Annotated in this window: 14 protein-coding genes and 1 tRNA gene; 9 read left to right on the top strand and 6 right to left on the bottom strand. The window is 59.3% G+C overall.

Features of this window, described 5'->3' with window-relative positions; translation table 11 throughout:
- Positions 1 to 20 precede the first annotated feature (20 nt).
- From CCR84_RS13180 to CCR84_RS13165, 4 genes are all read left to right on the top strand, one after another.
- A tRNA-Phe gene (locus tag CCR84_RS13180) sits at positions 21 to 96 on the top strand.
- 143 nt (positions 97 to 239) lie between these two features.
- Positions 240 to 1,637: a serine/threonine-protein kinase gene (locus tag CCR84_RS13175; protein WP_201213124.1), complete on the top strand. Its 1,398-nt coding sequence runs from the start codon at positions 240 to 242 to the stop codon at positions 1,635 to 1,637.
- Positions 1,630 to 2,337, top strand: coding sequence for a protein phosphatase 2C domain-containing protein (locus CCR84_RS13170; RefSeq protein ID WP_201213123.1), 708 nt, complete (start codon positions 1,630 to 1,632; stop codon positions 2,335 to 2,337). Before CCR84_RS13175 ends, CCR84_RS13170 begins: the two co-directional genes overlap by 8 nt.
- A gap of 181 nt (positions 2,338 to 2,518) precedes the next feature.
- Positions 2,519 to 3,328, top strand: coding sequence for a hypothetical protein (locus CCR84_RS13165; RefSeq protein ID WP_201213121.1), 810 nt, complete (start codon positions 2,519 to 2,521; stop codon positions 3,326 to 3,328).
- Here the strand turns inward: CCR84_RS13165 and CCR84_RS13160 are convergent.
- From CCR84_RS13160 to CCR84_RS13150, 3 genes are all read right to left on the bottom strand, one after another.
- Positions 3,294 to 6,236 (bottom strand): glycosyltransferase family 2 protein, encoded by a 2,943-nt coding sequence (locus CCR84_RS13160; protein WP_201213119.1) that lies wholly within the window; start codon positions 6,234 to 6,236, stop codon positions 3,294 to 3,296. The genes CCR84_RS13165 and CCR84_RS13160 overlap by 35 nt on opposite strands.
- Positions 6,237 to 6,312: 76 nt before the next feature.
- Positions 6,313 to 7,164 (bottom strand): glycosyltransferase family 2 protein, encoded by an 852-nt coding sequence (locus tag CCR84_RS13155; protein WP_201213117.1) that lies wholly within the window; start codon positions 7,162 to 7,164, stop codon positions 6,313 to 6,315.
- Between the two features lie 615 nt (positions 7,165 to 7,779).
- A complete protein-coding gene (locus CCR84_RS13150) occupies positions 7,780 to 8,193 on the bottom strand; it encodes a hypothetical protein (RefSeq protein ID WP_201213115.1) in 414 nt (137 codons plus the stop codon).
- Here CCR84_RS13150 and CCR84_RS13145 point away from each other — a divergent pair.
- The 3 genes from CCR84_RS13145 to CCR84_RS13135 are packed head-to-tail and all read left to right on the top strand — an operon-like array spanning position 8,180 to position 9,351.
- Positions 8,180 to 8,476, top strand: a complete 297-nt coding sequence (locus tag CCR84_RS13145; protein WP_201213113.1) for a hypothetical protein — start codon at positions 8,180 to 8,182, stop codon at positions 8,474 to 8,476. The two genes, CCR84_RS13150 and CCR84_RS13145, sit on opposite strands and share 14 nt — an antisense overlap.
- On the top strand, positions 8,434 to 8,850 hold the full coding sequence (locus CCR84_RS13140) for a type II toxin-antitoxin system TacA family antitoxin (protein WP_242508721.1): 417 nt from the start codon (positions 8,434 to 8,436) through the stop codon (positions 8,848 to 8,850). Before CCR84_RS13145 ends, CCR84_RS13140 begins: the two co-directional genes overlap by 43 nt.
- Positions 8,851 to 9,351, top strand: a complete 501-nt coding sequence (locus CCR84_RS13135; protein WP_201213111.1) for a GNAT family N-acetyltransferase — start codon at positions 8,851 to 8,853, stop codon at positions 9,349 to 9,351.
- A gap of 41 nt (positions 9,352 to 9,392) precedes the next feature.
- Here CCR84_RS13135 and CCR84_RS13130 read toward each other — a convergent pair whose 3' ends face one another.
- The 3 genes from CCR84_RS13130 to CCR84_RS13120 form a co-directional block, all read right to left on the bottom strand.
- A complete protein-coding gene (locus CCR84_RS13130; RefSeq protein WP_201213103.1) occupies positions 9,393 to 9,941 on the bottom strand; it encodes a hemerythrin domain-containing protein in 549 nt (182 codons plus the stop codon).
- 89 nt (positions 9,942 to 10,030) lie between these two features.
- Positions 10,031 to 11,356: a type II toxin-antitoxin system HipA family toxin gene (locus CCR84_RS13125; protein WP_201213095.1), complete on the bottom strand. Its 1,326-nt coding sequence runs from the start codon at positions 11,354 to 11,356 to the stop codon at positions 10,031 to 10,033.
- 2 nt (positions 11,357 to 11,358) lie between these two features.
- On the bottom strand, positions 11,359 to 11,598 hold the full coding sequence (locus tag CCR84_RS13120) for a helix-turn-helix domain-containing protein (protein WP_201213092.1): 240 nt from the start codon (positions 11,596 to 11,598) through the stop codon (positions 11,359 to 11,361).
- 281 nt (positions 11,599 to 11,879) lie between these two features.
- Here CCR84_RS13120 and CCR84_RS13115 point away from each other — a divergent pair, with 281 nt between their 5' ends.
- Positions 11,880 to 13,214, top strand: coding sequence for a phenylacetate--CoA ligase family protein (locus CCR84_RS13115; RefSeq protein WP_201213090.1), 1,335 nt, complete (start codon positions 11,880 to 11,882; stop codon positions 13,212 to 13,214).
- A gap of 48 nt (positions 13,215 to 13,262) precedes the next feature.
- Complete coding sequence (locus tag CCR84_RS13110) at positions 13,263 to 13,688, top strand: amino acid-binding protein (RefSeq protein WP_201213088.1); 426 nt, start codon at positions 13,263 to 13,265, stop codon at positions 13,686 to 13,688.
- Positions 13,689 to 13,742: the final 54 nt, after the last annotated feature.

Raw genomic sequence — 13,742 nt, 5'->3', positions numbered from 1 at the left:
GCTATAATGCGCACCTCGTTGGCCAGTTAGCTCAGTTGGTAGAGCAGCGGATTGAAAATCCGCGTGTCCGTGGTTCGATTCCGCGACTGGCCACCAAAGCATTCCAAGTAAAGACGCCGATCCATGTGGTCGGCGTTTTTGCGTTGACTTGGGCGAAAGTCTGTCGCTCGGGATGTCGCTGATCGTCGTGGGAGGTTTGGTTTCTTTTCATGCTCAGTGAAACAGCACCCCTGGAGGGGATGCTCTACAATGGGGGCCTGTCTTCTATTGGCGCGAAACTGATGGTTTACACCCACATTCGTACTCTTGGCCGTGGCGCATTCGGACGTGTGGAACTTGTACGTAACGAAGCTGGTGAGCAATTTGCTTTGAAGGTCTTTGATCCCAGCCCCAGTGTTGCGCATGCCATTCAAGCTGGCCATGTTTCTGCGGAGGAACTGCGGCGACGCTTTGCCAGTGAAGCAACCTATCAAGCCCAAGTCGCTCATCCGAACGTAGTCCGGGTTCTTGGGAGCGTGCTCGAAAGTACGCCTCCATATTTTGTGATGGAGCTTGCTGAGGCTACGCTCGCTACTGATCTATCGGCTGATCCAACGCTTGGAGGGATGGTGCAGCAAGTTTTGTTTGACATACTTGCTGGACTTGAGGGGATACATAGTTTTGGGATTTACCACAGAGATCTCAAGCCACAGAACATCCTCCGTCTCAGGAATCCGGACGGTTCGTTCCGTTATGCGATATCTGACTTTGGATTGATCAAGGTCGCCACCGGAAACGCGACGACTTTAACCGCAACGGGTACTCAAGGCGGTACAGAGCGATACGCTGCCCCCGAGTTGATAACAAATTTCAAACGCGCGACTGCGCGGTCTGACATTTTTTCTTTCGGCGTTATTCTGCTAGACATATTTGGTGGCGTGGCAAATCGCGTTCCTTATACCGAGGTTCAGTTCCCCGGAGCGGTGGGCGCAGTAGCATCAAAATGCACGAAGTCGCTTCCAGCTCGGAGGTACTCGTCCATCGCAGAGGTTCGGGCTGCTTTGTATGATGCTCTGCAGAATGAAGCGCCTCGGTTAGGTTCTCCGCATGAAGAGCAGATGGTGGAACTGTTGCGGTCAGAGCAGCGATTAACCGAGCTTCAGTGGGATCATGTGTTTTTGCTGCTTGAGGAAATCGCGGAGACATCGGGTTCACTTGCTCCCTTGCTGCGGGCTTTCACAAGAAGTCATCTGGCAGCCCTGTCAGAAGAGGCGCCCGATCTTCTTGCCGCTTTTGCGGGTTACTACATTGAGTACGTGGATCAAGGCAGAGGCACGTTTGATTTTGGCTACTGCGACGTGATTGCGGACAAGTTGACATGGTTGTTTGAGCTTGGAGATATTGCGGTTCGAGCGAAGAGTTTGCTTGCAATGCTTGGTCTCGGAACCTCTCATAATCGCTGGTTCGTTGAGCGGAGGTTCGCGCAGCTTGCAGGTCCGGAGCTTGATGTAGCCACCGCCGCGAGAATGATTACGGAAGTGACTGTACGAGGGCTTAATGTTGCCCGAGATATTGATCGTCTTGAATGGTCGATCAGTATTAGCCGCACCAGTTTGAGCCCGGCACTGCAACGACTTTGGACTCCTGCTAGTGTCTAATGCGACGATCGCGTTCTTCAGTATTGGAAAGGGGGAGAGCGAAAACTCCGATGCCTTCTTGCATCTCGGATTTCCAGATGGTCGTTGGATGCTTGCGATCGCTGACGGGGTTGGCTCAGCGAAGTTTGGAGGGCAAGCCGCAAGGTTGGCCGTAGAAGTTTGCCGAGAAAGTGGTAGTGCGTTGAGCATTCGGGAGATTTTTGCTGTCGTTGATGACCGAATTGCAGAGGCTGCAGGTGATTCGCATGGGCAGTGGAGCACCACGCTGTCCTTGTGTGTGTTTCACAATGGGCAGGCCCATGTTGGTCATGTTGGTGATGCGCGCATCTACCATATCCGGGGGGCGGGCCTCTTAACTCGCACACATGATCAAACTGAAGTGGAGCGGCTAATTGAAGAGGGAGTGCTGACGCGAGAGAGGGCACAGCGATATCCCCGCAAGCATGTCTTATTATCGTCCATGAATGGCGGTGGGGACTACCAACTAGAAGAGTCCACGTTTGGCCTGCAACCGGGTGACCGAGTATTGTTGGCATCCGATGGGTTTTATAAAAAGGTATTGAAACGCGAGATCGTTGGATGGTCGATAGCGTGTGAAGAGGTAGACGAATTCGTTGATACACTGAAAGGCATGTTGATGACGCGCGGAGTGGTTGATGATGCCACTGTGCTGTGTGCGCAGATTCCCGTCCGTGCTTGAAGTAAGTTCGATGATAGGGAGTAGCTGGCGCGTCACGGGTTTCGGAGTGGAAAAAACATCCAGACCCAAGCCCTGAGCGGCCGCGATGCTGTTCAGGATTCTTGCTTTCAATAGATAGTCAATGGCTTGTCGCTGTCCGGCCCCGTCAGGATGGCGGATTAACTTGAGCTAAGCTCTTCAAATGCAGTTGGATACCCTGCGCATCGTTGGAAATGGACCTGGAGGCGCAGTAGAGTCAGCCAAAGATATGCTGACAATCACATTCAACCCCTCCATTGAGCGCCGAGCGATGGAAGGCGCTATCCAGATTTCGAATTGGAAGCATGCTAAGTTGCCGACTGATTGTCGGCCTTTCATCGTTGCTGCACCTAGTTTGGGACCCGCCTGGTGTCGGGAGTTTGAGGAAGTGCTAAGGAATTCAGCAATGGCTCTTGAGCCGCTGCTCGGTTGTTTCCCATCGTCCGGCTTGGCCGCGATTTACGGCGCATTGCAGATTGCTAAGCATGTTTCTATTTGCCGTATCCCTCTTAAGCCTAGTCTCGTTCGCGGCGCGGACATGTCGCATCGAAAACCGTTGCCCTGCGCCTTTCATAATTGGCTGGGGGAGCGGCGGCTCGGTCTTTCCATCTTACGGGAGTACGGTCCAGAGCGTCTCCTTTGGGAGTCGTTCCACCTAGACCCAGTGCTGGATAAAGGGGAGTCGACTGATTTCAATCCGCTAATGCTGCTGACGGATCTCTTTAGCCAAGGAAAGTTCTTCCAGGAGCACGAGTTTGTAGGAAGGCTGGAGCAGCTAACGGTTATTGACCAAAGTGATTGGGTTCGCTATGCCGAGGAAAAATGCCTGATGGCCTTGGAGCGCCACTTCTTCCTTAGCCGCCATAGTTCTGACACGCCTAATTGGTGGCTCTACAGTAACAGAATATCCGTACCCTTGGACAATATCCTGTACAGGCTCATGCTGTGCCAGCTCGATCTGATGGGTGCTTGAGGGACGGATAGGAAAACAGTTTCCGCAAGATTTCCTGTTGCTCGTGCTTGCGCTCGCGGGAGTAGGGGGCACGCTCGTGGTAATAGCAGAAAATATCATCGATGAATACCGGCTTCTGGGCGAGTTCTGTCGCTGGGATCATTATGGCGTAGTCCGTTACGTCGTCCACCCAAGACTCGTCGATGCGGAGATGGTCCTTGGGAATGCGCTGAAAAAGTGATTTCTGGAATCCTCGTAAATGAGCCCAGACATTGCCGCCGCCTTTAGCCCTCGGATTGTCGTAGTCCGGCTCGTAGAGATTGAGCGGCTTGTCCGGTCGGAACATCACGCCGTGCACCAAGTCGGCGCCGTCATCGATCGCGTTTAGTAGCCGTGTCGAAACCCTCGGCGACATCAATGCATCGTCGAGATCTAGAGTGACAACGAGTGTTTCGTCGTTTTGGCAGATCGTTTCGACTGCTTCGATGAAGTTCCTCATGTACCCATGTCGGTTCCTCCGACGGATCAACGTCGTCCGCTCCCGCAAGTGGCCGAGCAACTCGGGAATGAACCACGTTTCTTCGAATTCACTGCCGTCGTCGATGACGATTATGCCGAAGCGCTGATCCTCCTGCGTCCGTAGCGAGTCGATGCTCCGCTTTATCCGGGCATATCCGGTTTCACGGCCTTTCATCAGGAACACGAGGGGCTCTGTCCGAACGGGATAGCACCATTCTGCCAAGGGTATCAGGTCCCACTTACCTTCCTGAGCTTTCGGGACGATACCCTGTGCGATGAGGTCTCGCCAAGTCGGCAGGCTTGTGTCGGCCTTATCCTCGTTTCTCGGGTGGACGTAGAAGGAGCGGCTGTCTCCACCGCGGACGCAGCGCATCCCGGCTTGCTGCTGTCGATGGTGCACGGCCCTGTGCCACATCCATTCGAAGCGATCTTCCCGAATTGGGTTCGCCAATGGCAGCAGTGCCTTCAGTCGCGCCAAGTCGAACAGACCAAACCTAATTTCGGGGACGAAGTTGCCGGGCGCTGCTTGGTACGGCTTAAAGCCCTCAGTGGCTTGGGGTATATTGAAGCCAACCCCAAGGACGTCCTCCGGTTGCGCTGCCTGGAGCATGTCCGCCAAGAAGTCATGGTGGAAGTCCTTGCGTCCGATCAGTACATCGACATCGCATTGCAGCACATAGCGAGTTTTTACTTGATCGAACGCCCATAGCTGCGAGTACAAGGGGGCTCCGCTTGCGGTGTGGGTCTCCCGGACAGTGCGGTTCCCAAACCAGCTTGCGTAGGTGGCATGGATTTCGGCGCGCTCGTTCGGCGAATACCAGACTTCGTCCACTACTCCCTTCGATTTCAGTTCTGCCGCCGTCGTTTTGAGGCGATCGAAGTCGCCATTCGCAAACTGACGGAGATATGGGCCCACGTGCGGATCAATAGCCAGCACGATCGTTCCAGCTCTTCTCGGATAGGAGAGCTGGGAAACTATGTGCTGCACCTGGTCTTTCAGCTGCGCTGCGTCTTGTGGGCATGCTTTGATCAGGAGGGTGACGTACGGAACGCTGTGCGGTCGTGGCGGGCCGACCTTGTCACCGGTTGGTCGTAGTTGAGGAAACAGATTAGTGACGAGCGAGCGATAAAACGGTGCAAATCCCGTCAACTGCTCGAGTGCCTCATGCGTACGCAGCGTGGATGTCCGGCGTGCGAACTCGTGGTCGGAGTTGCCCAGCATTGCGATGCTGTAGAGTCGAGCGGCGGCGTCCAGGAAGCGGGAAGGCGTGAAAGGTACGATGTCCTTGCCAACATCGATATAGACCAGTCTGCCATCTTGCCTCACCCTGAAATTGGATCGCTTGATGTTGGACGTAACGAGGCCGTGTCCGTGCAGTTGTGACAAGAACTGGGTGACGCTGTGTTCTGGAAGCGTGGTTCTGAACTCGGTGGCCTCGATCCAAGGATATTGGCATCGGATCACGCCTTCTCTCTCGACGCCCCACTCCACGTGTGGAATCGGTCCGTCCTCACCCACTCTGTCGCTCAGTAGTCTTACCCGGTACATGGTCTCCTCGTCCATGGCCCATGGATAGAACCGTTTGTGGACCAGATGGTTGTCACGCCAGACGACACCCTCTTGACCGACGCCTAGTATGGTCCGTGAGCTATGCAGAGCCTTCATCCAACAGTTGACTGCCCCGGCTAAACGCTTCCGCTGAAGCGTCCATTGCGCGGAGCGTCGATTGTGTGTAGTGGTCGAGCCACCAAGTGAGTACACTGCGTAGAAAGGGGAGGGAACGACGACTCCCTTGTCGGGATGGAAGAACAAAAGCGATGCTACGAGCCAGTGGTCTTCGGCGCTTCGCACGTCCGGGTAGCGGATCCCGGAATGGGAGCGCAGAACCAGATTGCAGGAAGGCAGCTCCTGAGGCTCTCCGTGTAGGCAGAACAATTCTATGAATTGGATCAGTCGCTGGCGATCCTTTAAGACTGCTGGATCGGCGACATTGCTACGTTCGAGCAGCTCGCCATCGACCGTGAGCTGATTACTGCCGAGCACATATTGAACTGCGAATTCATCGCCTTTGCGGCACAGCGTAGCAACCGATGCTCTGGAGGCTAGCGTGTCGTCTGCATCGAGTCGTGCAACCCAGCGAGCATTAGGAAGGTGTTGATCGACAAAATCAAGCAGGGCATTGCGGGCGCGGGAGGCCGAACCACATGCACCTTCGATTAGCACTACGCAGGGATGCTCCAAGAGATTGCCGCAGCTCTCCCGCCAGAGATCTGTGGATTGGTCGTCGAGCAGGACTACGACCGCTTGGTTGTTCTCGATGACATCCTGTGTCAGAGCTGACTGCAGTGCTGTGGGTAGCCGGTGCGCCTGATTGTGAACGGTAATGCCAATGACGATTTCAGCGGACAAAGTCGCGGCTGACAACGGCTGTGCTGTCCGGAGCTCTCGGGCCGAGAGTACTGGCCGAGGAACACGTGGTGCCGAGTCACGCATTGGTAGTTGTTCCTGCACAAGCCAGAATTTCTTCGCTCGACCAGCCGAATAGTTTCTCTGCCCGTTGGAAGAAGTGTCGCCTGACGGTTTCATTCATCCGGTGATTATGCAGTGCAAAGAATTTCGCCAGACCCATGCGCTTCGCTTCGCCCCTGTGGGAAGAGAGGCTGGACCTGCACGTATCCAAGTTCCAAGAGGCTGTGTGTCTTCCAGTAAAGGCAATCCGAGCACCTTTCAGTGACAGGATCCGAATCGCCAGATCCCTGTCGTTGCAACTTGCTAGCCCTTCGGTGAAGAGTCCAACCTCAATCAGGGTGTTCAGGCGGACAAAGGTGTTCGAACCTTGCCATCCTGGATTTCCGGTCAGGAAATCCTCAACGCAAAGAGATAGGGGAGGATCCCGCGGTACGTCGGCACCATCGATGCGCAACCGAAGGCCGGAAATCACGGCATCTGGCCAACCGGCTGTCCTTGCAGAGTCTTCACAAATTTTCAGGTGATCGTGATCCCACTGATCATCGTCATCCAGAATCGCGACATATGCATCCGGCCAATAGCTGGCAATATGCTTGATCCCAGTGTTCCAAGTGTTGGCGGCACCTGGTGCGCGCGTGTTGCTGAGCAAATGCACGGGAATGCATCGCATCAAATTTCCAAGGGCCTGCACTTCGCTAGCCGGCAAAGTTGCGTTGTCGTTCACAATCACCAAGGCGTCCAATTGCCTTGCTTGACTGGCAACGGACGGTACCGCTACCCTTAACAGGGTATCTCTCGTCGGAATAGTTGCAATCAAGCCAACAATCGGCAGACGAGTGTCCTCGTCGTTGATAGGGCGGTTCAGCATTCGAAAGTAAAGTCGAGTCTAGTGTGTTCAATGTTTTTGGGTGGAATGCTCAGGCGATGAGCCGCTGCTGCTCCGCTGCAACGACAGATGCTGCCTGAGCGGCCAGCATTCGCAGATGTTTTCAATGCCGCGGATGCGGCGCCATTATTTCTCCGCTTCCTGGCCGAACTAGAGAGCACGCTTCACAAAGGTGCTGTACGACACGCCGTTTTTCGTTTGGGCGTCCGGTCCCGACTTTATCCTCCATGCCATGTGTTTGGCAAGGTGTCGGCAGCCTTCGTGAAGACGACTAGCTATGAATTTTTGTTTGAGGTGCCGAGATCCTTCGCCATCAGCTGGAGTTGTTGATCAACCTCTGCTCCTTACTTAGGTGTCGCCGTTCATCCGGATCGGCGTGTGCTCATGGGGGAGCGATGTGCTGATATGGAGCCTCGGCGTCGCCCCGAGTGGGAGGCACCAGCGTCGTTTATTCCAGGTCGGCGGCTTTCGGTCGGTTTGGAGGCTGCCGGCAATCCTCACGTTACGAGGTGACCTGTGTCGCGATTGCCCATGTTGCGTATTGCCTGAGGGGGCTACGCGACGGCGTACGACAGCGGATGGGGGCCTTGACCGGTTTCAGCCCCCGCCTTTCTGATTGGCACGGTCGGCCCGCATTTGGGCGATGATCTCCGCCAGCGATGGCTGCGGCAAGACTGGAGGCGCGGGTACCGATTTCCGTCTGGCCTTCGCGACCCGCGCCAAGGCGGCGAACGTGTCGCCGCTGTTTTCGGCGGTTATCGCGATTCCGGCGGCGCGCATCGGTTCGACGCCGTTTCCGAGACGGTTGGCCGCGGAAGGATCCTTCTCTATGGCGGTGACCGATACAGCGTCAGCATTTCGGATCGGGTCGACGGCGCTACCGTCGCAACCTCCAGCGGCTGGCGGTCGGTGAAGCGGATCAGCCTCCGCCAGTGGGCAGCGGTATCGGCTTTCGCGTCCGGGGACTTTGCTCAAAGGGCTGGAAAAGTGCGAACTGGTGAGCGGCGCCATCCTGATGCCGGATTGTTTCCGCGAGCCTGTGGCAAGCCGCCTGAATCACGCCTTCACCCTCTTGTCGCGCGAGTACGAGATACACCGAATCTCCAATACAGGCAACGTCCATACCCGGGTGTTCTATCAGGACAGCGACGAGTGCTGGTATCCGCTGGATGACCTTCGCCGCGGTGTGCAGGCAAAGGTCGAGTGGAGACTGCGCAACGAACTGTGGGCAGAAATCGAGAGGAAGCTGGGATGGCGTCCGTTTTTCCCGGCGAGCAAGGCGCGCAGGAAGTGAAGGGAAGCATTGGCGGATTCGATGGCTGGAGCATTCTCAGCCTTGAGTTGTATGCACAAATGGCACACAATGCGGAGATGATTTTAGAGGAGATTCCGATGAGCGCCCTCACCAAGGACACGCGTCTACACATTCGTTGTGACCAGGAGGTCCGCCGGCTGCTCGACAAGGCGGCAGCCTACGCGCACATGACTGTGTCCGAGTTCGTGCTGCGCAACGCCGTCGAGCAGGCGCAGGCGTTGGTGGAGCAGCACGAAGCAATCACGCTGTCGCAGCAAGATTTCGCAGCCTTTCTCGACGCTCTGGATACGCCGGCTCAGCCCGCTCCAGCCTTGCAGCGGGCGTTCGCCCGCCATGCCAGGCAGGTGCGCTGAGTGGAGTACCGTATTCGCGGGCTGGACGATCAGGTCGAGACAGCCAGTTTCCGCTGTGGAGAGCCTGCGCTTGATCAGTACCTGCGTCGTTACGCCAATCAGGACATCAGGCGCGGGGTGGCGCGCGTGTTCGTGGCGACTCCGACTGACCAGGCCAGCGTGGTCGCAGGTTTCTATACCCTCAGCGCTGCGAGCGTCGCTGCCGAACAATTGCCGGACTCACTGCGCAAGAAACTGCCGCGTTATCCCGTCCCCGCGGCATTGCTCGGCCGGCTTGCGGTGAGCGAGACGGCGCAGGGGCAGGGTTTGGGTTCCATCCTGCTCGTCGACGCATGCAAGCGGGTCGCCGCTGCCAGCCAGACGCTCGCGGTGGCAGCCATCATCGTCGATGCCAAGTCGCCCGCCGCAGCCGCGTTCTACCAGCATTTCGGCTTTGTCGAGCTTCCCGGCCAACCGGGACGTTGGATGTTGCCACGAGCCCATTTCTCCCAAGGATTTTAGCTACTGACATGCTGCCTTCCCTCCGAGCCGAAGGAACGGGGTCAGCGCTGGGTCAGGTACTTCGCCCGCAAGCTCTTCAGCAGTGCATGCAGTTGTTCGTGCCGGCCGGCGCCGATGACTTTGCTTTCGTGCGCCTCGAAAGCTTCGAACAGGGAATCCAGTTGGCCGGGGCTCAGCAGCTTTTCCGCCATGGGAAAGAGGATGTTGTTCTCCTTCTGGATGTGGGCCTGCAGCAAGCTGGCGTAGCCTCGTGCCGCCTGCGTGAAGCGCGCGAGGTCGAGCGCTGGCTGCAGGCTGGATTCCATTTCCCGGATCCATGACCGCCCTTGCTCGTGCTCGGCCAGCATGACGCCGACCGGGCCGCCTTGCTCGGGAAGGCCCGCTGCGACCAGCGCCGGGAAGAGGATGCCCTCTTCCTTGCCGTGATGGCATTTGTCGGCGAACTCCTTCAGGAAGCCGATGAAGGCGACGATGTCCTCGCTGTCGGTGGGCTGGTCTGCATTCAGGCGCTGCTCGATTCCGTCCAGGATTCTCAGGGCCAACAGGATCGCCTCGTGTTCGTGCTTCAGATCGTCAATCGCTTGACTCATGGCTTGCCTCCGTTAGATTGTCTTACGCACTCAGCATAGGATGGAAAGCGGGCTCCGGTGCGCGGAGGCTTGCGCTGGTCCGCGCGCGCTCACAGCCGTCGGGCCGATGCACTGAGTCCTTCGGCGACGGCTGCGAAGACATCCTCCGGGAAATCCGCCGGGAGCTCTCGACTCACTGCCTCCAGCACGCTGGGGACGCGGGAAACCAGTGCGTCGATAAGCTGCTCCGTGTCGGCGCCGAGACCACACCGCTGCGCCATCTCGATGAAATGGCGTCTCTGGATGTCCCGCAGCCGGTAGTGGCGGTTCTTGCCGCGGACGGCCATGGCCAGGCGAAGCTTCTCGTAGTCGAGGTGATTCGCGCCCGTTCCGGTGACTGGCCAGGCGGACAACACGTCGTAGAGCGGCGTCAGGCGGTAACGTCCGCCAGGGAGCACGAAGAGCGAGAAGTTCTTCGCGTGGCCATCGGTCGCGGCGAGCATCCAGAAGAGGAGTTGCGCCTGCAAGAGCGTCTGCAGGTCGGCCTCGCGCGTCTCCGAGTTGTGCAGGATGCGGGCGATGTCCACCAGTCCGGGGCCGCCGTCGGCTTCGTACTTGGCCCGAGGGGGCGTGCCGGTGGCCTGGCAGAAGTCTTCCTGGGGTAGGCGCAGCCAGTAGTCTCCGGTACGCGCCAGCCGGCGGTCGAAGCGTTCGACGACGAGCACCTTCTGGTCCTCGAAGTGCTGAATCTCGCATGCGGCGACCGGCAGACCGAAGCCCCCCAGGATCCGCGCGCAGAGCCACTCGTTCTCGACCGAGGTGCGCATGTCCGCCTGACGATTGCCGACCAGGCCGAGCGGCAGCTTGAAGATGTGGGTCGTCGGCGTGGCCCGCAAGGGGCGGCACCAGCGTCCTTCATGCCAGGTCAGCGCGGTCTTCTCCTGGGCTCCGGCGATGGAGATGCGAAAATCGTCGTCGGCGGTGGTCTGGCCAAGCACGGTGCCCGGGGCAACCGTGCTTTTCAGGATGCGTGCCACGCCGGCTGCGTCGAGCGGCTCCACCTCGATGCGGAACACGTTGTCGGGGGCGACGTCATCGGGCAGGAGTTGTACTGCGCCCACGCAGTCCCGACCGATGGCCTGGAGGAGGTCGAAGGCCCCGGTACTTTCGGTGCGGAAGCGTGACTGCAGGCGCGCGCGGATGCGGTCGCTGTCGGGCAGCAGGTTGTCGAAGTAGTTGCCGACGAGTTCGCCGCGCAGGGGCAGATTGTCCAGCGTGAAGGGCAGGGAGAGGGACAGGGGGCGGCCTTCGGGCGACACCATCCAGCTTGGGTCGTACTGGAACTCGGTCGGTCCGCGCGCGGGCAGACGCCACTGGCCAACCCGCTTGCCGTTGTTCCAGACAATCAGGGAGCGCGCGCGGGAAGGGCGGCCCATGGCTACCACTCGCTTGCGGAGGTGGGGGAGGTCTTCTCCTGCAGCACCAGTTCCATCCCGAGCAGGCTGGCCAGTGCGAGCAGGCGGTCGAGGTTGAGGCGATCGGGGTTCGCTTCAAGCTCCGACAGGCGGTTCTGGCTGATACCGAGGCGCGCGGCGACGGTCGCCTGGGACAGATGCAGTGCCTTGCGTCGAGCGACGAGAATCTGGCCGGCCTGCTGCGGCGAGTTGAGCTTGAACATGGGTTTCATCGGTAAGGTCGATAGGTGGCTGTTATCGCTTTTTTCGATAAATGCAAAATATCGGATTTGGCGATTTCCGGATCGTGAGCCTTCGCAGTGCGACCGTCAAGCGTCATTGACTCCTCCGGGCACTGTCTGCAGGCGTGCCAGTCCTCATTCTTTCCTCGTCCCGTGCCGAGCGCAGATTTTCTGGATCAAGCTCACTGCGTTTTGTGCTCGATCAAGTCGGCAGCTTGTGGAAGGCCGGATGATGGAGGGTTTCGACGATGCGAAGCCCCGACATGCAGAAAGAACGCTGGAACGACGCCGCTGGCGGTTTTCATCCCGTCAGTGCCCCCGACTACCTGCCCGAGGCGCAACTGCGCGAAGTCCAGTTGCGTCGCCTGAAGGCGATCGTGACGCGCGCGTGGACGCACGTGCCGCTGTTCCGCGAGCGGCTCGACCAGCTCGGCATCTCTCCCGACGACATCCGGTCCCTGGCCGACATCGCCAAGCTGCCGTTCACGGTCAAGACCGACCTGCGCGACACCTATCCCTTCGGCCTGTTCGCCAGCCCGATGCGCGACGTGGTCCGCCTGCACGCGTCCTCGGGGACCACCGGCAAGCCGATCGTCGTCGCCTACACCGAGGAAGACCTCGACGTGTGGACCGAGGTAATGACGCGTACCTTCGCCGCCTGCGGCCTGCATCGCGGCGACATCCTGCAGAACTCGTTCGGCTACGGGCTGTTCACCGGCGGCCTCGGCACCCACTACGGCGCCGAGGCGCTCGGCGCGGCGGTGATCCCGGTCTCCGGTGGCAACACCGAGCGCCAGATCATGCTGCTGCGCGACTTCGGCGTCACCGCGATCTGCGCGACCCCGAGCTTCTTCGTCCATCTGGTCGATCGCGCGGCCGAGATGGGGGTCGACCTCAAGGAACTGCCGCTGCGCGTCGGCGTATTCGGTGCCGAGCCGTGGACCGACGGCATGCGCGAACGCCTCGAGGCCGAGACCGGCATCAAGGCCTTCGACATCTACGGCCTGTCGGAAATCACCGGCCCCGGCGTCGCCAGCGAATGCAGCGAGCACCATGGCCTGCACGTCTTCGAGGACCACTTCTACCCCGAGATCATCGACCCGGTCAGCGGCCAGCCGCTGCCCGACGGTGAGGAGGGCGAGCTGGTGCTGACCACGCTGTCGAAGCAGGCGATGCCGATGATCCGCTACCGCACGCGCGACATCACCGCGATCATCACCGAGCCCTGCAGCTGCGGCCGCACGCTGCGCCGCATCCGCCGCATCAGCCGCCGCTCGGACGACATGTTCATCATCCGCGGCGTCAATGTCTTCCCGTCGCAGGTCGAGGCGGCGCTGATGCAGGTCGAGGGCACCCTGCCGCACTACCAGATCATCCTCACGCGCACGCACGGTCTCGACCAGATGACGGTCGAAGTCGAGGTCACGCCCGAAGTGTTCAGCGACAAGGTGCGCGCGATGGAAGACCTGCGCGGTCGCATCGCGCACGCCATCGAGCGCATCCTCGGCATCCGCGTCGGCCTGCGCCTGGTCGGGCCGCACACCATCCCGCGCAGCGAGGGCAAGGCCAAGCGCGTGATCGACAAGCGGACCGACTGAGCCGCGCGCCCCACGCATCCTGCACCTCATCTTCCGAACGAGACTGCGATGAAAATCCCGCAACTTTCCGTCTTCCTCGAAAACCGTCCCGGCAGCATGCTCGAACCGCTGCAGTCGCTCGCCGCGGCGGACCTCAACCTCGCCGGGCTGTCGCTTGCCGACACCGAGCAGTTCGGCATCATGCGCATCCTGCTGGCGGACTGGCAACGCGCCCGCGACGTGCTCACGCGCGATGGCTGGGTGGTGAACGTCAGCGAAATGGTCGCCGTCGACGTCGACGACCACCCCGGCGGGCTCGCGCGCACGCTCGAGGTGATCGCCGCCGCCGGGGTCAACATCGAATACATGTACGCCTTCTACCTGCGCCGCGGCGGCAAGGTCGTCCTGCTCTTCCGTTTCGAAGACCCGGATGCCGCCGTCGCCGCGCTGTCGGCCGCCGGCATCGCGATGCTGCCGGAGCAGGACCTGTACTGACGGTCACGGCGAATTGCGCCACCCAGCGCATGAAACGCGCGCATTCGTGTCAAT

This window comes from Rhodocyclus purpureus (assembly GCF_016653115.1).
GTDB classification, from domain to species: Bacteria; Pseudomonadota; Gammaproteobacteria; order Burkholderiales; family Rhodocyclaceae; genus Rhodocyclus; species Rhodocyclus purpureus.
This window is presented reverse-complemented; position numbering and strand designations above follow the sequence as displayed.